At 62.7% G+C, this 19,004-nt stretch carries 17 protein-coding genes; 12 read left to right on the top strand and 5 right to left on the bottom strand.

From position 1 onward, the window contains the following. Positions 1-61 precede the first annotated feature (61 nt). Together V6M87_RS10360 and V6M87_RS10365 are read left to right on the top strand one after the other, a co-directional pair. On the top strand, positions 62-1,891 hold the full coding sequence (locus V6M87_RS10360) for an ABCB family ABC transporter ATP-binding protein/permease (protein WP_332876542.1): 1,830 nt from the start codon (positions 62-64) through the stop codon (positions 1,889-1,891). Between the two features lie 11 nt (positions 1,892-1,902). Then, positions 1,903-2,766: a Kdo hydroxylase family protein gene (locus V6M87_RS10365; RefSeq protein WP_332876720.1), complete on the top strand. Its 864-nt coding sequence runs from the start codon at positions 1,903-1,905 to the stop codon at positions 2,764-2,766. Here the strand turns inward: V6M87_RS10365 and V6M87_RS10370 are convergent. Further along, on the bottom strand, positions 2,763-3,836 hold the full coding sequence (locus tag V6M87_RS10370) for a type II asparaginase (RefSeq protein ID WP_332876543.1): 1,074 nt from the start codon (positions 3,834-3,836) through the stop codon (positions 2,763-2,765). The genes V6M87_RS10365 and V6M87_RS10370 overlap by 4 nt on opposite strands. A gap of 74 nt (positions 3,837-3,910) precedes the next feature. Then, the gene (locus V6M87_RS10375) at positions 3,911-5,182 is read right to left on the bottom strand and encodes a dicarboxylate/amino acid:cation symporter (RefSeq protein ID WP_332876544.1); all 1,272 of its coding nucleotides are present in this window, start codon (positions 5,180-5,182) and stop codon (positions 3,911-3,913) included. A 153-nt stretch (positions 5,183-5,335) separates the two neighbouring features. Here V6M87_RS10375 and V6M87_RS10380 point away from each other — a divergent pair, with 153 nt between their 5' ends. The 4 genes from V6M87_RS10380 to V6M87_RS10395 are packed head-to-tail and all read left to right on the top strand — an operon-like array spanning position 5,336 to position 8,961. Beyond that, positions 5,336-6,061 carry an amino acid ABC transporter ATP-binding protein gene (locus V6M87_RS10380; RefSeq protein ID WP_332876545.1) on the top strand — a complete coding sequence of 242 codons (726 nt, stop codon included), beginning with the start codon at positions 5,336-5,338 and terminating at the stop codon, positions 6,059-6,061. A gap of 54 nt (positions 6,062-6,115) precedes the next feature. Then, positions 6,116-7,165: a dihydroorotase gene (gene pyrC / locus V6M87_RS10385; RefSeq protein ID WP_332876546.1), complete on the top strand. Its 1,050-nt coding sequence runs from the start codon at positions 6,116-6,118 to the stop codon at positions 7,163-7,165. A gap of 4 nt (positions 7,166-7,169) precedes the next feature. Further along, complete coding sequence (locus V6M87_RS10390; protein WP_442920569.1) at positions 7,170-7,964, top strand: DUF3025 domain-containing protein; 795 nt, start codon at positions 7,170-7,172, stop codon at positions 7,962-7,964. A 1-nt stretch (position 7,965) separates the two neighbouring features. After that, positions 7,966-8,961, top strand: coding sequence for a Gfo/Idh/MocA family protein (locus tag V6M87_RS10395; RefSeq protein ID WP_332876547.1), 996 nt, complete (start codon positions 7,966-7,968; stop codon positions 8,959-8,961). Here V6M87_RS10395 and V6M87_RS10400 read toward each other — a convergent pair. After that, the gene (locus V6M87_RS10400) at positions 8,931-9,713 is read right to left on the bottom strand and encodes a hypothetical protein (RefSeq protein ID WP_332876548.1); all 783 of its coding nucleotides are present in this window, start codon (positions 9,711-9,713) and stop codon (positions 8,931-8,933) included. The two genes, V6M87_RS10395 and V6M87_RS10400, sit on opposite strands and share 31 nt — an antisense overlap. Before the next feature lie 232 nt (positions 9,714-9,945). Here V6M87_RS10400 and V6M87_RS10405 point away from each other — a divergent pair, with 232 nt between their 5' ends. After that, positions 9,946-10,581, top strand: coding sequence for a GIN domain-containing protein (locus tag V6M87_RS10405; protein ID WP_332876549.1), 636 nt, complete (start codon positions 9,946-9,948; stop codon positions 10,579-10,581). On the opposite strand, the gene V6M87_RS10410 is transcribed toward V6M87_RS10405, so the two are convergent. Next, positions 10,578-11,132, bottom strand: coding sequence for a GNAT family N-acetyltransferase (locus V6M87_RS10410; protein ID WP_332876550.1), 555 nt, complete (start codon positions 11,130-11,132; stop codon positions 10,578-10,580). The genes V6M87_RS10405 and V6M87_RS10410 overlap by 4 nt on opposite strands. Before the next feature lie 24 nt (positions 11,133-11,156). On the opposite strand from V6M87_RS10410, the gene V6M87_RS10415 reads away from it, so the two are divergent. Then, positions 11,157-12,326 (top strand): hypothetical protein, encoded by a 1,170-nt coding sequence (locus V6M87_RS10415; RefSeq protein ID WP_332876551.1) that lies wholly within the window; start codon positions 11,157-11,159, stop codon positions 12,324-12,326. Between the two features lie 18 nt (positions 12,327-12,344). Here V6M87_RS10415 and recG read toward each other — a convergent pair whose 3' ends face one another. Continuing rightward, entirely contained in the window at positions 12,345-14,405 is a 2,061-nt protein-coding gene (recG, locus tag V6M87_RS10420; protein ID WP_442920570.1) for an ATP-dependent DNA helicase RecG, read from the bottom strand. A gap of 93 nt (positions 14,406-14,498) precedes the next feature. Between recG and queA the strand changes: the two genes are divergently transcribed. The 4 genes from queA to secD all read left to right on the top strand — a co-directional run bounded on the left by queA (position 14,499) and on the right by secD (position 19,001). Then, positions 14,499-15,521, top strand: a complete 1,023-nt coding sequence (gene queA, locus V6M87_RS10425) for a tRNA preQ1(34) S-adenosylmethionine ribosyltransferase-isomerase QueA (protein ID WP_332876552.1) — start codon at positions 14,499-14,501, stop codon at positions 15,519-15,521. A 3-nt stretch (positions 15,522-15,524) separates the two neighbouring features. Then, positions 15,525-16,664: a tRNA guanosine(34) transglycosylase Tgt gene (tgt, locus tag V6M87_RS10430; protein ID WP_332876553.1), complete on the top strand. Its 1,140-nt coding sequence runs from the start codon at positions 15,525-15,527 to the stop codon at positions 16,662-16,664. A gap of 66 nt (positions 16,665-16,730) precedes the next feature. After that, on the top strand, positions 16,731-17,063 hold the full coding sequence (yajC, locus tag V6M87_RS10435; protein WP_332876554.1) for a preprotein translocase subunit YajC: 333 nt from the start codon (positions 16,731-16,733) through the stop codon (positions 17,061-17,063). 63 nt (positions 17,064-17,126) lie between these two features. Then, positions 17,127-19,001 carry a protein translocase subunit SecD gene (gene secD, locus V6M87_RS10440; protein WP_332876555.1) on the top strand — a complete coding sequence of 625 codons (1,875 nt, stop codon included), beginning with the start codon at positions 17,127-17,129 and terminating at the stop codon, positions 18,999-19,001. The last annotated feature ends 3 nt before the right edge of the window (positions 19,002-19,004 follow it).

A 19,004-nucleotide genomic window follows, 5' to 3' on the forward strand; every position in this document is an offset into this window, starting at 1 on the left:
TTGAATTCTCATGAAAGGCTACAATCGTCCCGAATTGAACCATAAATACCGGACCCCTGCCATGCGTCGCCAAACCGAGTCTCCTCCGCCGCCATCTAGCGCGCCCCGCCACACCGATTGGGAGACACTCAAGACCCTGATTCCTTACCTGCTCGTCTACAAATGGCGCGTCGCCGCCGCCCTGGCGTGCCTGATCGGCGCCAAGCTGGCCAACGTGGGCGTGCCGCTGGTGATGAAAAAGCTCATCGACAGCCTGACGATCAACCCGGCCAGCCCGCAGGCCATGCTGGTGCTGCCGCTTGGCGCCCTGGTGGCGTATGGCGCGCTGCGTTTTTCCACCACGCTGTTTACCGAACTGCGCGAATTCCTGTTCGCGCGCGTGACCCAGCGCGCGGTACGGACGATCGCGCTGCGCGTGTTCCGCCACTTGCACGCCTTGTCGCTGCGGTTTCACCTGAACCGCCAGACCGGCGGCATGACGCGTGATATCGAACGCGGCACCCGCGGCGTCGGCGCGCTGATCTCGTACACGCTGTTTAATATTCTGCCGACGCTGGTCGAAATCACGCTGGTGCTGGGCTACCTGGTGCTGCACTACGATATCTGGTTCACCGCGATCACGGCCGTTGCGCTGGTCAGCTACATCATCTTCACGGTGGTGGTCACCAACTGGCGCACGCACTTCCGCCGCACCATGAACGACCTCGATTCGAAAGCCAACACGAAGGCGATCGATTCGCTGATCAATTACGAAACCGTCAAATACTTCGGCAATGAACACTACGAAGCGAACCGCTACGATCAGGGTTTGCAGAGCTACGAGAGCGCGGCCGTGCATTCGCAGACCTCGCTGTCGTTACTCAACAGCGGCCAGTCGCTGATTATCGCCGGCGCCGTTACATTGATCCTGTGGCGCGCGACGCTGGGCGTGATCGACGGCAGCATGACCCTTGGCGACCTGGTGCTGGTCAATGCCTTCATGATCCAGCTGTACATTCCGCTCAACTTCCTCGGCGTGATTTACCGCGAGATCAAGCAAAGCCTGGCCGACATGGAGCGCCTGTTCGCGCTGCTCGAAGAAAACCGCGAAGTGGCCGACGGCCCCTCCGCGGTCGAACTCGATACCACGGCCGGCGCCCAGGTTCGCTTCTCGCACGTCGAATTCAGCTACGAAGCCAAGCGCCAGATCCTGTTCGATGTCGACTTCACGATTGCCGCCGGCACCACCACCGCCGTTGTCGGCCACAGCGGCTCGGGCAAGTCGACCTTGTCGCGCCTGCTGTTCCGCTTTTACGACGTGAATGCCGGCGCCATCACCATCGACGGCCACGACCTGCGCCGCGTGACGCAGGCGTCCCTGCGCGCCGCAATCGGCATCGTGCCGCAGGATACGGTGCTGTTCAACGACACCATCGAATACAACATCGCCTATGGCAAGCCGGGCGCCAGCCACGCCGACGTGGTGGCCGCCGCGCGTGCCGCCTCGATCCATGACTTTATCGAGAGCTTGCCGGACGGTTATGCGACCATGGTCGGCGAGCGCGGCCTGAAACTGTCGGGGGGCGAGAAGCAGCGCGTGGCGATAGCGCGCACGCTGCTGAAGGATCCGGCGATTTTGATTTTCGACGAAGCGACGTCGGCCCTCGACTCGAAAGCCGAGCAGGCCATCCAGGGGCAGCTCAAAGAAATCGCAAAGAACCGCACCACACTCGTCATCGCGCACCGCCTGTCGACGGTGGCCGACGCCGAGCAGATCCTGGTGCTGGACCACGGCCGCATCGTCGAACGCGGGACCCACGGCGCGCTGCTGGCCCTGGATGGTTTGTACGCGCAAATGTGGCAGCGCCAGCAGGCGCGCCGGGAAGAACCTTTGGCAGTCGAACAAGAATAATGGAAGCCATGATGGAACAACAGATCGTCGAAATCCCTGCCGGCCAGGAAGGCGCGCGCAACGCCGAGTGGATCGCTGCGCTGGAGGCGGGCAAGGTGCTTTACCTGCCGCACGTCCCGTTCGTGTTTACGGAAGCGGAAAAGAAGTTGCTCACGCCCGACGTGCGCGACCCAAAGAGCCGCAACATCAGTTTTGGTGCGGACAACCGCCTCAAGGGCGGGGCCGGGGATGCCGCCACGCTGGCGCTGCTGGCCGCCATGATGGAACGCTACCGCACCCAGGCCGAAGCGCTGCTGGCGACCCTGGCGCCAAACTACAAGGCGGTGCTGGAGCGCGGCGCGATCAGTTATCGGCCGTCGGTGGTGGAGAACCGCGTGCAATCCTGGCGCGCCGACGACAAGCGCATGCACGTCGATGCCTTCCCGTCGCGCCCTAACCACGGGCAGCGTCTGTTACGCGTTTTTTCAAACGTCAATCCGGCCGGCGTACCGCGCGTGTGGCGCGTCGGCCAGCCGTTCGAAGACGTGGCGCGCCACTTCCTGCCGCGCCTGAAACCGTATGCGGCGTGGCAGGCCAAAGTGATGCAGGCGCTCGGCATCACCAAGTCGCTGCGCAGCGAATACGACCACCTGATGCTGCAGCTGCATGATGCGATGAAGTCGGACGAGGATTATCAGAAGAATGCGCCACAGGTGACGTTCGGCTTTCCGCCGGGCTCGACCTGGGTGGTGTTTTCGGACCAGGCATCGCACGCGGCGATGTCGGGCCAGTTTATGATGGAGCATACGCTGCAGCTGGCGCCCTCGAAACAGTATCATCCCGAGGCCAGCCCGCTGGCGATTTTGACGCGCCTGCAAGGGCACGCACTGGTTTAGTAGGTATAAAACATGCGCTGGATCTCGCGCGTGCTGGTCGTTTTGGTCAGCGCCAGCATCAGCAGGATGCGCGCTTTTTGCGGGTTGAGCGTATCGGCTGCAACAAAGTCCAGCGCATCGTCGTTGGCTTCGCCGTTACGGGCCAGGATGCCCTGGCCGACGCGGCTGGCGCGTACGATGACAACGCCTTTTGCGCGCGCCGCCGTCAAGGCCGGCAGCACTTTCGCGGCCAGCGAGCCGTCGCCCACGCCCGCATGGATGACGCCTTTCGCACCCGCGGCCACCAGCGCATTGACCACCACCGGGCCGACGTTGGCGTAGCCGTAGGCGATGTCCACTTGCGGCAGTGAAGTCAACGCGCCGATATCGAATTCGGTTTCAAGCGTGTGCTTGCGGATCGTCTGGTGATAGAAGAATGCGCGGTTGCCCTGGAAGTAGCCGAGCATGCCCAGTTCGGTCGTCTTGAACGCGTCCGGCGTCGAGGTATTCGTTTTGCTTACATCGCGCGCAGCGTGGATCTGGTCGCCCATCGCCACCAGCACGCCTTTGCCCACCGCTTCAGGGCTGCCAGCCAGGATCACTGCGTTGTACAGGTTGATCGGGCCATCGGCCGACAGGGCCGTCGACGGGCGCATGGCGCCGACCAGCACCACCGGCTTGCGGCTTTTGACGACCAGGTTCAGGAAGTAGGCGGTTTCTTCGAGGGTATCGGTGCCGTGGGTGATGACGATGCCGTCGACATTGTCCTGGGCCAGCAGCACATTGACGCGCTTGCCCAGGGTAAGCCAGTGTTCGTTGCCCATGTTCTCGCTGGCGATCTGGAAAACCTGCTCGCCGGTGACGTTGGCGACCTTGGCCAGTTCGGGGACGGCGCGGATCAATGTTTGCACGCCGATGGTGGCGGCGGTGTAGCCGACCGTGGTGGTGCTGGTGCTGCCGGTGCCGGCGATGGTGCCGCCGGTGGCCAGGATGGTGACGTTCGGGAGTTTGGCGGTTTGCGCCTGCGCGGACAGGGTGAGCAGCAGGATGCTGGCGAACAGCAGGTTGATGCAGCGTGACGGTGAAATCATGGGGTTTTCCTTGTAAAAAAAAGGCTTTCCGCGATCAGGAAAGCCTTTGAGTGTGATGATGGCGTGCGGGCGTATCAGGCCAGCGGCGCCTTCGCAACATCGGCCGATGGGTTCATTGGCGCCTGCAAGTCGCCTTCCCACTTGGCCACGACCGCGGTCGCGATGCCGTTGCCGATGACGTTGGTCGCCGAGCGGCCCATGTCGAGGAAGTGGTCGATCCCGATCAGCAGCAGCAAGCCTGCTTCCGGAATGTTGAACTGGCTGAGCGTCGCGGCGATCACGACGAGCGAGGCGCGCGGCACGCCGGCGATGCCTTTCGAGGTGACCATCAGCACCAGCATCATGGTGATCTGCGTCCCCAGCGTCATTTCGATGCCATACGCCTGCGCGATGAACACGGTGGCGAACGTGCAGTACATCATCGAGCCGTCGAGATTGAACGAGTAACCGATCGGCAGCACGAATGACGCCAAACGGTTGCGCACACCGAAGCGCTCCAGGCCTTCCAGGGTTTTCGGGAAGGCCGCTTCCGACGAGGCGGTAGAAAACGCCAGCAGCGTCGGTTCCTTCAACTCGCCAATCAGGCGCAGGACGCGCGGACCGAGGAACAGGCCGCCGATGAGGATCAGCATGATCCACAGCAGCGCGATGCCGATGTAGAACTCGCCCATGAACACGCCGTAGGTCGAGAGTACCTTGATGCCGCTGGTGGCCACGATGCCGGTAACGGCCGCGAACACGGCGATCGGCGCGAAGTTCATCACATAGCCGGTCACCTTCAGCATGACGTGGGCGACGCCGTCGATCACGTCGATCATCGGATCGGCGCGTTTGCCGACGGCGGCTGCGCCAATACCGAAAAACACCGAGAACACCACGATTTGCAGGATCTCGTTCTTGGCCATGCCGTCGACGATCGAGGTTGGCACCAGGTGCGAGATGAAGTCTTTCATCGTCAGGCCAGCGGCCGTCACGCCCGACGATGCACCCACAGGCGGCAGCGAGCCGGCCAGCGCCAGTGCATCGCCAGGGCGGAACAGATTGACCAGGACCAGGCCCAGGCTCAGCGACAGGATGGACGCGAGAATGAACCAGGCCAGCGCCTTGACGCCGATCCGGCCCACTTCTTTCGCATCGCCCATGCGGGCAATGCCGACCACCAGCGTGGCAAAGACCAGGGGCGCGATGATCATTTTGATCAGGCGCAGGAACAGCCCGCTCACCAGCGACAGTTTGTCGGCGAATGCCTTCGGATCGGCCAGGTTCAGGTTGGCGAAGTAGCCGACCACGATCCCCAGCACCAGGCCGACGATAATGTAGAGGGTCAGGCGATTGCGTTTATTCATGTGCTGCTTCCTGTGGTGGGGCGAATGCTGTGGATCGCGGCTGGCGCCGGAACGAATGCTGATGGGATTGACAAGATTCAAAGTATCCTAGGCGGGGCAGGTGCTGTCAAGCGCGTGCCGGCCTGCCGCAGCCGGACGCGTTATAGTGACAACATGATACAACTCGACAATGTCAGCAAATGGTATGGCGCCTTTCAGGTGCTCGACGACTGCAGCGCTACGGTCGCACGCGGGGACGTGGTGGTGGTCTGCGGCCCTTCCGGGTCGGGCAAATCGACGCTGATCAAGACCGTCAACGGCCTCGAACCGGTCCAGCAGGGCGTGATCCGCGTCGACGGCATCCAGGTCAACCACCCGGCCACCGATCTGCCGGCCCTGCGCGCCCGCATTGGCATGGTGTTCCAGAATTTCGAACTGTTCCCGCACCTGTCCGTGCGCACCAACCTGGCGCTGGCCCAGGTCAAGGTGTTAAAACGCAGCGCCGACGAGGCCAACGCCCGCAGCCTGAAGCTGCTCGAACGCGTCGGCCTGCTGGCCCAGGCCGACAAATTCCCGCGCCAGCTCTCCGGCGGCCAGCAGCAGCGCGTGGCCATCGCGCGCGCGCTGGCGATGGACCCGATTGCCATGTTGTTCGACGAGCCCACGTCCGCGCTCGACCCGGAGATGGTCAGCGAAGTGCTGGACGTGATGACCAGCCTGGCGCAGGACGGCATGACCATGATGGTGGTGACCCACGAAATGGGCTTTGCCCGCAAGGTGGCCGACCGCATCATCTTCATGGACCAGGGCCGGATCGTCGAGGACGCCCCGCAGGCGCAATTTTTCGACGCGCCGGCGTCGGAACGGGCGCGCGAATTCCTGGCCAGGATCCTTCACTGAATTCTTCACTGGTAAACTAGGTAAAATGGCGGCTCGCGCAATCCGAGAGCTGCCATGTCCATCATCGATACCCCATCTTCCATCACCATCACCCGTCCCGACGACTGGCATTTGCACCTGCGCGACGGCGCGGCGCTGGCCAGCGTGCTGCCGCACAGCGCGCGCCAGTTCGCGCGCGCGATCGTCATGCCGAATCTGAAACCGCCGGTCACCACGACCGCGCTGGCCGCCGCTTACCGCGCCCGCATCGTCGCTGCGCTGCCGACCGGTATGTCGTTCGAGCCGCTGATGACGCTGTACCTGACTGACAATACCGATCCGGACGAAATCCTGCGCGCCAAAGACAGCGGCTTTATCCACGCCGTTAAACTGTACCCGGCCGGCGCCACCACCAACTCCGACTTCGGCGTGACCGACCTGCGCAAGTGCTACAAGGTGCTCGAAGCCATGCAGGAAGTGGGCATGCCGCTGCTGGTGCACGGCGAAGTGACCGACCAGGACATCGACCTGTTCGACCGCGAAGCCGTGTTCATCGAGCGCGTGATGCGCCCGCTGCGCAGTGACCTGCCGGCGCTGCCGATCGTGTTCGAGCACATCACCACGCGCGACGCTGCCCAGTACGTGGCCGAAGCGGACGGCCCGATCGCCGCCACCATCACCGCGCACCACCTGCTCTACAACCGCAACGAGATCTTCAAGGGCGGCATCAACCCCCATTACTACTGCCTGCCCGTGCTGAAGCGCGAAGAACACCGACTGGCGCTGGTGACTGCCGCCACCTCCGGCGACGAGCGCTTCTTCCTCGGCACCGACTCGGCCCCGCACGCCATCGGCGCCAAGGAAGCGGCCTGTGGTTGCGCCGGCTGCTACACGGCCCTGCACGCGATGGAAATGTACGCCGAAGCGTTCGAACAGGCCGGTGCGCTCGATCAGCTCGAAGCCTTCGCCAGTTTCAACGGGCCGGCGTTCTACAACCTGCCACGCAATGAAGGCACGATCACGCTCAAGCGCGAAAGCTGGACCTTGCCGGCATTGGTCCCAATGGGTGACACGCAGCTGGTACCGCTGAACGGCGGCCAGCAAATCAACTGGAAGATGATTTAAAACCGTGACGCTGCCGCCCATCGACTGGCAGCAACCGTGGTACGACGCGGTGCGGCCAGCTTATGCGCGCTTGCCACAACACGATGACAACTTCATCGATGCGTTCAACACCGGGCTGGCCGACTTGCGCAATGCACGCGGCCAGCCGATCCGCTTCGTGCCGCAGGCCAGCCTGCCGGAAGGGCAGGCGTACGAGGAATTCATCGGCGCCACCGGCCAGGTGCCAACCCGCGCCAACCTGCACGATTACTTCAATGGCCTCGTGTGGCAAACCTTCCCGCTGATCAAACGCCAGTTGAACGCCCTGCAGGCGGCGCAGATTGCGGCGGCGGGCGTTGGCAAATCACGCGGCGCCGCGCGTGACGGCGCCACCATTTTCGACGAGAACGCCGCGCTGCTGCTGGTCGTCGACGACGCCGCCGGCAGGGCGCTGGTGGACGATTTGCACGAACACCGCTGGCACGCGGCGCTGTACGAACGGCGCGCCCTGTTCGGCCGACAGGCCGAGGTCTGGCTGTTCGGCCACGCGCTGATGGAAAAACTGGTGGCGCCACGCCTGGCCATGACGGCGCACACCCGCGTGGTATTTGCCGACCCTGCATTTTTTACGATGCCGTTCGACGCGCGCCGCGCCTGGATCGACCGCCACGTGGCCGCAGCACTCACGACTGACATTCTCACCACAGCCAGTTTCACGCCGCTGCAAGTGCTCGGCGTGCCCGGCTGGTGGCCGCAGCAGGATGCGGCCTTTTATGCCAACACCGCGGTTTTCCGTCCGAAGCGACTTCCAAAGGAGTGATATGAATACGACACGTTGGGGCATCATTGGTACCGGCAAAATTGCCAAAGAATTTGCGGCAGCGCTGCGCGACACCCCGGGCGCGATTCTGGCCGGCGTGGCCTCGCGCAGCATCGACAGCGCCGACACATTCGCGCGCGAGCAGGGCATGGCCACGGCCTACGGCAGCTACCAGGCCCTGGTCGATGCGCCGGACATCGACCTGGTCTACATCGCCACCCCGCACACCGAACATGCCGCCAATGCCTTGCTGGCGCTGGAGGCCGGCAAGGGCGTGCTATGCGAAAAGCCGTTCACGATGAACCGGGCGCAGGCCGAACAGGTGGTGGCGCTGGCGCGGGCAAAAAACCTGTTCCTGATGGAGGCGATGTGGACGCGCTTCATGCCGGCGCTGGCGGAGGTGCAGCGCATCATCGCCAGCGGCGAAATCGGCACCGTCAACCAGGTCACGGCCGATTTTGGCTTTACGGCCAATGCTGGCCCCGAACATCGCCTGTTCAACCGCGCCCTGGGCGGCGGTGCGTTGCTCGACCTGGGGATCTATCCGCTGTCGATTGCCGCGGCCTTGCTCGGACCTGTCGTCGCAGTGAAAGCGCAGGCCGAGATCGGTCCGACCGGCGTCGACCTGAATACGGCCTTCACGCTGCGCCATGCAGGCGGTGGCGTGTCGGCGTGCGCCTGCTCGGTGACGACGCATACCCCGGTGGAATTGACCGTCGCCGGTCCGGGTGGCTACATCCGCATGAATACGCGCTTTCACCAGGCCCGGACGATCACGGTGACGCGCGCCGATGGCGTGGCACGCACCATCGCCACGCCCGTCCTTGGCAACGGCTACGTTCACGAAATCATCGAAGCGCAGCGCTGCTGGCAGGCCGGCCTGATCGAAAGCCCGGTAATGACGCACGCCGAGACGCTGGCGCTGATGGGCGTGATGGACGACATCCGCGCCCAGGTGGGCTTGCGTTACGAGGCCGACGACACCTTGGCGGACTGACCTCGCGCCAGCTGCACGCGGGCGGCGTCGACCCGTTTCAACAGGTCGGCCTGCAGCGCACGCGTATGTTTCGTCATGTGCTTGCGCGCGTGCGCCAGTTCGGTGCTTTCGCGCTGGACCAGGGCGGTCTCGCCGTTGGCTGCCGCCCAGATAAACAGTTCGGCGTGCGCGTCCAGGCTGCCGTAGCGCTGAGCAGTGGCGTCGAACAGGGCGCCGGCCTCGCTGTGCATGCCGGCATCTTCATACGCGCGCGCCAGCAGCAGGTTGGACTGCTCCGGCCGGAACTGCGGACTGCCCGCCCGCAGCGGCGCCAGCAGGGCAATGGCCGCTTGCGGCTGGCGATTGGCCAGTTTGGCGCGCGCGGCGCCCAGTTTGATCTCATTGTCATGTGCAAACGGCCCGTGCAGGCAGGCATCGTATTGCGCCACCGCGTCGTCCAGCTTGCCGGCGTCGAGCAGGGCGCCAGCCAGGGCCACCTGGTTGTGCGCGGTCGGGGTCAGGTCGAAGGCATGCAGGGCGGCGCGCAGGTCGCGGCCCGGGTCGATGGTTTTCTGCAGCAGCGCCCCGGCCTTGCGGGCCCCGCTCTGCAGCCGCGTATCGGGCAAGAACACGACCGCGAAATACACCACGCTGCCCAACAGCGGAAACATGAACAGGATGAACAGCCAGTACAACTCGCGCCCCGTGCGAACCGCATGGATGGCGAAAAAAACGGCGACGATGACGTGCAGTCCGACTCCCAGAAATGGCATGGCTGATCCTGAAAAATAGTGGCGGCCATGGCGGCTGCCGGGCGCGGTCTGGCAAGACTAGCTGTTTCCAATGGCAAACAGTCTCTCGAAATGTCACGCCTGCCAACTTTATTATCATGACAACAAAAAAGCAACGCAGGTGCGCATTTTTGCCGCCTGTCGCAAAAGCGACGCAGCGCGTCGGCGCGGCGCATACAGTGGCTGCACATACACTGAAACGAAGGACACGATCATGCGCCACCTCACTCTTGCAATTGTCCTGGCATTGACTGCGACGCTGGTCGCCGCACCGGCCCGTGCCGCCGAACAGGCGCGCACCGCCGCGGCCTTCACGGCCATCGACCTGAAGGGCCCGATCAGCATTGACGTCCAGGCCGGCAAGGCGCAGGCCATTACGGTACGCGGCTCGCAGAAATTCATCGGCATGGTGGTGACCGACGTGGTCAATGGCGAGCTGCGCATCTACTTGCGCGAAAACGAAGTCAAAAAAATGCACGGCGACCCGCGCGTGGTCATCACCGTTCCCAGCCTGCACAAATTCAGCATGGAAGGCGCCGGCGAAACCGTCCTGCGCGACATCAGCGGCGAGCGCTTCGAGGTGAATTACCGCGGCGCGGGCAGGATGGACATTGCCGGCAAAGTCAGGCAGCTGACCTTGCAGGCCCAGGGCGTCGGCGAAGTCGATGCGCGCAGATTGGTTGCGCAGGACGCCGACGTCAACTTCCAGGGCATCGGCTCAGTGCAGATCTACGCCAGCGGCAGGCTCGATGCACGCGTCCAGGGTATGGGCGAGCTGCGTTACTACGGTCATCCGACCACGCTGAACAAGTCGGTGTCGGGCATCGGCAGCGTGAAGGCCGGCGACTAACGCTGGCGGGTCTTCCAATCGCGCCTGAGCAAGCCATACATTGCTGAGTCCGACACTTCTTCCGCCACGATCCAGCGCTCGCGCAGCAAACCCTCCTGAATGAAGCCCAGCCGGGTGAGCGCCGTTGCCGAGGCGGCGTTGCGCGGATCGACATCGGCCTCCACGCGGTGCAGATCCAGCTCGGTGAAGCCGAATCCCAGCAGCGCCTGCAGCGCCTCGCTCATGTAGCCACGGCCCCAGTGCGCACGCGCCAGGGTGTAACCCATATCGGCGCGGCGATTCTGGCGGTGTAGCGCATACAGCGTGCAGTTGCCGATCTGGCGGCCGGTTTCCTTGAGGATGATCGCGAAGCGGAAGCTTTCTTCATTATCGAAGCGGGCGGCATCCTCGTCGATCTGGCGCGCCGCGCGCGCCGGGTCGGTCCAGGGCGGCTCGCTGAAGTAGCGCATCACTTCGGGGTCAGAGTGAATGGCGTACAGGTCCGCTTCGTCGCCGCGGCGCGGAGGGCGCAGCGTCAGGCGTGCAGTCTCGAGGGTCCTGGAATAAGTCATGCGCCAGCATACAGCGCAATCGACATGACGCATAAACTGTTCTTGCGTGGCGAAGTGTTGGCTTTACACACGGCTGATTGTTTCCCCATGGCAATTCTGGATTGCTGGTGCGATGATGGATGTGTCTTTTGCTTTTCCGTAGCGCTGCCGCTGCACCACATTCACACACCGGGGAGCGCGATGCGCCTGTTTCGTTCAACAATACTTGTACTCATCACCTTATTCTCGATACACAGGCCATGTCTCGCCTCGGAAGCGGAGGAGCACGCGAACATTACGGCGCTGGTCGTTGACGCGTTTGCGCAGGAACGGTTTGCCGACATCACCAACCTGGCCGAACGTTATCGCCTGGAGAAGAGCCGCACCGAGAGCGGACTATGGAAATTGACGGTGCTCTACGGCGCGATCGATGTCACGATTTTCAAAGCAAGCAAGGGGCGCGAGATTGCCCCGGCGTATCGAGCCATCGGCGAAAAGATGAAACGCTGGACGAAGCTGGAGCCGAAGTCGCCGGCCGCGCACCTGGCCTATGCGCAGTCGCTCAACGCCCAGGCGTGGGATATTCGTGGCCGTGGCTATGCATTCAGAGTGAAGCCGGAGTCATGGGCGCCGTTTCACGCCCTGATCGAGGAAGCGCGCCTTTATCTCGAGCAGACCAAAGCGGTTGCCGCGGTCGATCCACATTGGCACGAGATGATGCTGGAAATTGCGCGCATCCAGTCATGGGATGACAAAAGGTTTGGCGCCGCCTTCGATGCCGCCGTTGCGCGGGAACCCCTTTTCTATCAAACCTGGTTTGCTGCCGTCGACTATTTCCTGCCGAAATGGCGCGGGAATGTCGAAGATGTTGAACTATTTGCGCAGTTTGCCGCCGGGAAGACCGCAGCGACGGAAGGCACCGGCATGTATGCGCGGATCTACTGGTACGCATCGCAGTCGCAATTCGGCGACGACATCTTTCAGGACTCGTTGGCAAAGTGGCCGAAAATGAAAGCCGGCTTCGACGACGTGGTTGCCCGCTACCCGGACGACTGGAACTACAACAACTACGGCAAGTTTGCGTGCCTGGCCGGGGACCAGAACAAGACGCATGAACTGTTGGCCAAAATCGGAAACCGGGTCCTGGATGACGCGTGGGGAAAATCCGGGCTGATCGACAAATGCAGGAAGTTGGCCAGTTCCGGGGCCCTCTGACCTGGCTAAACAGCCAGGCTAGACCTTCAGGAAGTCTTCCTTTCCACCGAGCCAGCGCGCCAGGTGCGCTTCGACGATGGCGGCGTTGGCCGCGTGCGGGTTTTCCAGCAGCGACTGCGCCACTTCGCGCGCCTGGTCGACCAGCCAGCCGTCGTTCTCCAGGTCGGCGAAGCGCAGCATCGCTTCACCCGACTGGCGCGCGCCTAAAAATTCGCCGGGACCGCGAATTTCCAGGTCGCGCCGCGCAATCTCAAAACCGTCGGTGGTCTCGCGCATCGTCATGAGTCTCTGCTTGGCGATGCCGCCCAGCGGGCTTTGGTACAGCAGCAGGCACACGCTGGCCGCCGACCCGCGTCCCACGCGCCCGCGCAACTGGTGCAGCTGCGACAGGCCAAAACGCTCGGCGTGTTCGATCACCATCAGCGACGCATTCGGCACATCGACCCCCACTTCGATGACGGTGGTGGCCACCAGTACCTGCACCTCGTTGGCCGTGAACGCATCCATCACTTCCTGCTTTTCGGCCGCCTTCATGCGGCCGTGCACCAGGCCCACCTGCAAATCGGGCAGCGCTTCGGCCAGCGTGGCGTGGGTGTCGGTGGCTGTTTGCAGCTGCAGCGCTTCGGACTCTTCAATCAGCGGGCAGACCCAGTACACCTGGCGGCCTTCGAGCGCGGCCGCGTGCACGCGCTCGATGACTTCGTCGCGCCGGTTCTGGTCGATCGCGCGCGTGACGATGGGGCTGCGGCCCGGCGGCAGCTCGTCGATGACGGACACTTCCAGGTCGGCGTAATAGGTCATGGCCAGCGTGCGCGGGATCGGCGTGGCCGACATCATCAACTGGTGCGGCGTCTTGCCGTTGCTGCCCTTGTTGCGCAAGGTGAGGCGCTGGCCGACCCCGAAGCGGTGCTGCTCGTCGACGATGACCAGGCCCAGTTTGGCGAAGTTGACGCTATCCTGGATCAGCGCATGCGTGCCGATGACCAGCTGCGCCGCGCCCGATTCGACCAGCGCGGTGGCTTCGATTTTCGCTTTCTTTTTCAGGCTGCCGGTCAGCCACGCGACTTTCACACCGAGGGGTTCGAGCCAGCCGGCGATTTTCCTGAAATGCTGGTCGGCCAGAATTTCGGTGGGCGCCATCAGCGCGGCCTGGTAGCCGCTGTCGATCGCCTGCGCGGCGGCCAGCGCCGCGACGATGGTCTTGCCGCTGCCGACGTCGCCTTGCAATAGTCTCTGCATCGGATACGGGTTGCGCAGATCGGCGCGAATCTCTTTTAATACGCGTGCCTGGGCGCCGGTCAGCTGGAACGGCAGGATCTCGAGGAAGGCTTCGGACAGCGCGCCGACCGCGCGCAGCAGCGGCGCACCTTTCGCGCGGCGCGCGCGCTGGGCGCGTTTCAGCGACAGCTGCTGGGCCAGCAGCTCGTCGAACTTCATGCGCGTCCAGGCCGGATGCGAACGGTCGGCCAGCGCGCCCTCGTCAATTTCCTGGGGCGGGTAGTGCAGCAGGCGCACGGCCGGCTCGAAGTCGACCAGTTGCATCTGCGCGCGCAGCGCCAAGGGCAGGGTGTCGTGCCAGTCGATACGCTTCATGGCGGCGGCAATCTCGCGCCGCAAAATGGCCTGCGACAGGCCGACACCGGATGGATACACCGGCGTCAACTCGCTCGGCAGCGGCGCGCCTTCAATGATCACTTTATAGCCAGGGTGAACCATCTCGGCGCCAAAGAAACCATGCTTGAGTTCGGCGCGGGCGCGCACCCGCACGCCTTCGGCCAGTTGCCGCACCTGGCTGCCGTAATAATTCATGAAGCGCAGGTTCAGCTCGCCCGTCTCATCGGCGATGGTGACAATCAATTGCTTGCGCGGTTTGAAGGAGATCTCGTTCTTGGTGACGACGCCTTCAACCTGCGACACATGGCCGCCGCGCAGGCAGGCTTCGCGGATCGTGACGACCTGCGTCTCGTCTTCGTAGCGCATGGGCAGGTGCAACACCAGGTCCATGTCGGTACGCAGCCCCAGCTTGGCGAGCTTGCTTTCGTTGGATTTTGGTAGTGCTTTTATGGTCGATGGAGGCATATTGCGCGGCACTGGCTTAGAATAGAGGGTTGCCCCGCGTACTACGACCCATATTGTACGGCTGACGCGCCCTTTTTCACTAGACTGCTCCGAATGTACTCGCTTTCCGATTTCGACTTTATTCTCCCGCCCGAACGCATCGCCCAGCTGCCGCTGCCGGATCGCAGCGCCTCGCGCCTGCTGCACCTGGACGGCGCCCGCATCACGGACCGCCATTTCGCCGACATCGTCGACCAGTTCCAGGCCGGCGACCTGCTGGTGATGAACAACACCCGCGTATTAAAAGCGCGCTTCTTCGGCGTCAAGGAAAGCGGCGGGCAAGTGGAGGTGCTGGTCGAGCGCGTGCTCGACAACCGCACCGTGCTGGCCCAGGTCCGCGCCTCAAAGTCGCCCAAACCGGGCAACCGGATCCGCGTGGCCGACGCCTTCGACGTTACTGCGGGCGAGCGCGCCGGCGAGTTTTTCACGCTGCATTTTGAAGGCGACGTGTTCGACCTGATCGAAGCGCACGGGCGCCTGCCGCTGCCACCCTACATCGAGCACACGGCCGACGATTTCGATGAGCAGCGCTACCAGACCGTCTACTCGAAAGAGCCGGGCGCCGTGGCCGCACCGACCGCCGGCCTGCATTTTGACCAGCCGCTGCTGGACAAGCTGGTTGAAAAAGGTGTTCGGATTGCTTACGTCACGCTGCACGTGGGCGCCGGCACGTTTCAACCGGTGCGCGTCGAAAATCTGAACGAACACAATATGCACACCGAGTGGTACACGGTGCCGCAGGAGACCGTCGACGCGGTGCGCGCGGCCAGGCAAGCCGGACGCGACGTGATTGCGGTCGGCACCACCAGCCTGCGCGCGCTCGAGTCCGCGTCGCAATCGGGCGCGCTGATTGCCGGCAGCGCCGACACCAAGCTGTTTATTACGCCCGGCTACACCTTCAAAACGGTGACGCGCCTGATCACCAACTTCCACCTGCCCAAGTCGACGCTGCTGATGCTGGTATCGGCCTTTGCCGGCTACGCTGAAATCCGCGCCGCCTACGCGCACGCGATCGCCAACGAATACCGCTTCTTCAGCTATGGCGATGCCATGCTGCTGAGCACTCAATCAAAGTAAACCATGCTCGAATTTACCCTGCTCAAGACCGATACCAGCGGCCTGTCCCACGCGCGCCGTGGCCGCCTGACCGTCAACCACGGCACCATCGAAACACCGATTTTCATGCCGGTTGGTACTTACGGCTCCGTCAAGGCGATGTCGCCGCCGGAACTGAAAGATGTCGGCTCGCAAATCATCCTCGGCAACACGTTTCACCTGTGGCTGCGCCCGGGCACGGAAGTGTTCAACAAATTCGGCGGGCTGCACCAGTTCATGGGCTGGGACAAGCCAATTTTGACCGACTCGGGTGGCTTCCAGGTCTTCTCTCTGGGCGCAATGCGCAAGATCACGGAAGAGGGCGTCAAGTTTGCGTCGCCCATCGACGGCAGCAAATTGTTCCTGTCGCCAGAAATTTCGATGCAGATTCAAAAGGCGCTGAACTCGGACATCGTGATGCAGTTCGATGAATGTACACCGTATGAAATCGACGGCCGCCCGGCCACCAGCGAGGAAGCGGCGAAGTCGATGCGCATGTCGCTGCGCTGGGCGCAGCGCTCGATGAACGAATTTACGGGTGGCGAAAACCCGAACGCGCTGTTCGGCATCGTCCAGGGCGGCATGTACGAAAACCTGCGCGACGAGTCGCTGGCCGGCCTGGAAGAGATCAACTTCCCGGGCGTGGCCATCGGCGGCCTGTCGGTGGGCGAGCCAAAGGAGGACATGATGCGCATGCTGGCCCACGTCGGCCCGCGCCTGCCTGCCAACAAGCCGCACTACCTGATGGGCGTGGGCACGCCGGAAGACCTGGTCGCCGGCGTGGCCAACGGCATCGACATGTTCGACTGCGTGATGCCAACCCGGAACGCCCGCAATGGCTGGCTGTTCACCCGTTTCGGCGACGTGAAAATCAAGAACGCGCGCTACAAGGACGACCCGGCGCCGCTGGACGAGTCGTGCTCTTGCTATACCTGCAAGACATTCTCGCGCGCCTACTTGCACCATTTGCATCGCTCGAAGGAAATCCTGGGGGCGCGCCTGAACACCATCCACAACCTGCATTACTACTTGAACCTGATGCAGGAAATGCGCGACGCCATCGACGCCGACGGTTTTAATGCTTTCCGCCTCAGTTTCAACGCGGACCGGGCGCGCGGTATTTAGTGCTGCCGTACGAATGCCGGTGCTAGAATACAGCGCTAATTTTTTAATCTCACAATCGGAGTTCCTGTGTTCATTTCCAATGCTTATGCGCAAACCGCCGCTACCACCGCCGACGCCGGCATGCTGGGCAGCCTGACCACGTTCGCGCCACTGGTCCTCATGTTCGTGGTCATGTATTTCCTCATGATCCGTCCACAGCAGAAGCGCCAGAAAGAACAGCGCTCGATGATGGATGCACTGGGCAAGGGCGATGAAGTCATCACCTCCGGCGGCGTGCTCGGCACCGTCACCAAGGTTGCCGACGGCTACGTCACCCTCGAAGTGGCCAGCGGTTCGATGGTTGTGCAAAAGAGCGCGATCACGACCTTGTTGCCAAAAGGCACCGTCAAGGCCTTGTAAGAAGGACAAGCGGCCGGATATGCAAGCGGCCGTTCACCTTTCACCACTGACTGCTGGAAACCTATGAACCGCTATCCCGTCTGGAAATACGTCCTGATCGCTGTCGCGCTGCTGTTGGGCGCGCTGTACACGGCGCCCAATTACTTCGGCGAATCGCCTGCCTTGCAGGTGACGACCGGTAAAACGACTATGCAAGTCAACAGCGATACCACGACCCGCGTCGTGGAAGCGTTGAAGCGGGCTGGCGTGCAAAGCACGCAAATTGCCCTCGAGGGCTCTGGCAGCAGCAGTTCGGTGCGCGCGCGTTTCGCCACCACCGACGCCCAGTTCAAGGCAAAGTTGGCGCTGGAACGCGATATGAATCGTGACCCTGCCGATCCCGACTACATTGTGACCGTCAACCTGGTCAAGAATACGCCGGTCTGGATGCAGAAAGTCGGTGCCCTGCCGATGAACCTGGGCCTCGACTTGCGCGGCGGTGTGCACTTTCTGCTGCAGGTCGATGCCAAGGCGGTCATGGAAACGCGCATGAAAGGTATTCAGGCAAGTGCCCGGAGCCAGTTGCGTGACGAGAACGTTCGCCATGCGGGTATCGAGCGTGTTGGTAATACGGTGCAAATCAGATTCCGCGACGAAGCGACGCGCGCCAAGGCTGAGCAAGTGTTGAGCGGCAAATTGGCCGACCTGCAGTATGCGGAAAGTGCCGACGGCACCGACGCGCTGCTCGGCGTCACGCTGAAACCTGCGGCCTTGAAAAGCACGATCGAAGAGGGCGTCAAGCAAAACATCATGACACTCTCCAAGCGCATCAACGAGTTGGGCGTGAGCGAGCCGATCATTCAGCAGCAAGGCGTCGACCGCATCGTGGTGCAACTGCCAGGTGTGCAAGATGTGGCCCACGCAAAAGATATCATCGGGCGTACGGCGACGCTGGAACTGCGTCTGGTTGACAATAGCGTCGTGCCTGGTACGGAAACGACGGCCGCCATTCCGCTCAATTCGGAATTGTTCACCGAAGGCCGCGGCGCACCGGTCGTGCTGTCGAAGGATGTGATTTTGACAGGTGACTACATCTCGCGCGCAACGGCCAGTTTCGACCAGAACCAGCAAGCCGCCGTCAGCATCGACCTGAACGGTGACGGTGGCCGCCGCATTCGTGAAGCCACGCGTGACAACGTCGGCAAGCGCATGGCCATCCTGTTGAAGGAAAAAGGCAAGTACAACGTGCTGTCGGCGCCGACCATCCAGAGCGAACTCGGTTCGACTTTCCAGATCACCGGCATGGGCAATGCACAAAATGCCGCCGAACTGGCCTTGTTGTTGCGCGCGGGTGCCTTGTCCGCGCCGATGGAATTTGTCGAAGAACGCGTGGTCGGCCCGCAGTTGGGCGCCGAGAATATCTCGCGCGGCCTGTTCTCCACTGTGTACGGCTTCATCGCCATCGCAATTTTCATGATCATCTACTACCAGCTCTTTGGTTTTTTCAGCGTGATTGCGCTGGCCGCCAACCTGCTGTTCCTGCTGGCCTTGCTGTCGATGATGCAGGCAACGTTGACCTTGCCGGGTATCGCGGCAATCGCACTGGCGCTGGGCATGGCGATTGACGCCAACGTGCTGATCAATGAGCGGATCCGCGAGGAACTGCGTGGTGGCGCCACGCCGCAGGCGGCAATTGCGGAAGGTTTCAATCGTGCCTGGGCCACGATTCTCGACTCGAACGTCACGACGCTGATCGTTGGCCTGGCGCTGCTGGTGTTCGGCTCGGGCGCCGTGCGCGGTTTTGCAGTGGTGCACTGCCTGGGTATTCTGACCTCGATGTTCTCGGCGGTGTTCGTGTCGCGCGGTGTGGTCAATCTCTGGTACGGCCGCAAGAAAAAACTGGGCAAGATTGCCATCGGTACGGTCTGGACGCCTGGCTTGCCAGTAGCTAAGAAATAACGG

Origin of the sequence: Massilia sp. S19_KUP03_FR1, assembly GCF_036688685.1 — a bacterium.
Taxonomy (GTDB): domain Bacteria; phylum Pseudomonadota; class Gammaproteobacteria; order Burkholderiales; family Burkholderiaceae_D; genus JALYUM01.

Coding starts and splice junctions, on each gene's coding strand:
- V6M87_RS10360 (WP_332876542.1), top strand. CDS start 62: ATGCGTCGCCAAACCGAGTCTCCTCCGCCGCCATCTAGCGCGCCCCGC.
- V6M87_RS10365 (WP_332876720.1), top strand. CDS start 1,903: ATGGAACAACAGATCGTCGAAATCCCTGCCGGCCAGGAAGGCGCGCGC.
- V6M87_RS10370 (WP_332876543.1), bottom strand. CDS start 3,836: ATGATTTCACCGTCACGCTGCATCAACCTGCTGTTCGCCAGCATCCTG.
- V6M87_RS10375 (WP_332876544.1), bottom strand. CDS start 5,182: ATGAATAAACGCAATCGCCTGACCCTCTACATTATCGTCGGCCTGGTG.
- V6M87_RS10380 (WP_332876545.1), top strand. CDS start 5,336: ATGATACAACTCGACAATGTCAGCAAATGGTATGGCGCCTTTCAGGTG.
- pyrC (WP_332876546.1), top strand. CDS start 6,116: ATGTCCATCATCGATACCCCATCTTCCATCACCATCACCCGTCCCGAC.
- V6M87_RS10395 (WP_332876547.1), top strand. CDS start 7,966: ATGAATACGACACGTTGGGGCATCATTGGTACCGGCAAAATTGCCAAA.
- V6M87_RS10400 (WP_332876548.1), bottom strand. CDS start 9,713: ATGCCATTTCTGGGAGTCGGACTGCACGTCATCGTCGCCGTTTTTTTC.
- V6M87_RS10405 (WP_332876549.1), top strand. CDS start 9,946: ATGCGCCACCTCACTCTTGCAATTGTCCTGGCATTGACTGCGACGCTG.
- V6M87_RS10410 (WP_332876550.1), bottom strand. CDS start 11,132: ATGACTTATTCCAGGACCCTCGAGACTGCACGCCTGACGCTGCGCCCT.
- V6M87_RS10415 (WP_332876551.1), top strand. CDS start 11,157: ATGACGCATAAACTGTTCTTGCGTGGCGAAGTGTTGGCTTTACACACG.
- recG (WP_442920570.1), bottom strand. CDS start 14,405: ATGCCTCCATCGACCATAAAAGCACTACCAAAATCCAACGAAAGCAAG.
- queA (WP_332876552.1), top strand. CDS start 14,499: ATGTACTCGCTTTCCGATTTCGACTTTATTCTCCCGCCCGAACGCATC.
- tgt (WP_332876553.1), top strand. CDS start 15,525: ATGCTCGAATTTACCCTGCTCAAGACCGATACCAGCGGCCTGTCCCAC.
- secD (WP_332876555.1), top strand. CDS start 17,127: ATGAACCGCTATCCCGTCTGGAAATACGTCCTGATCGCTGTCGCGCTG.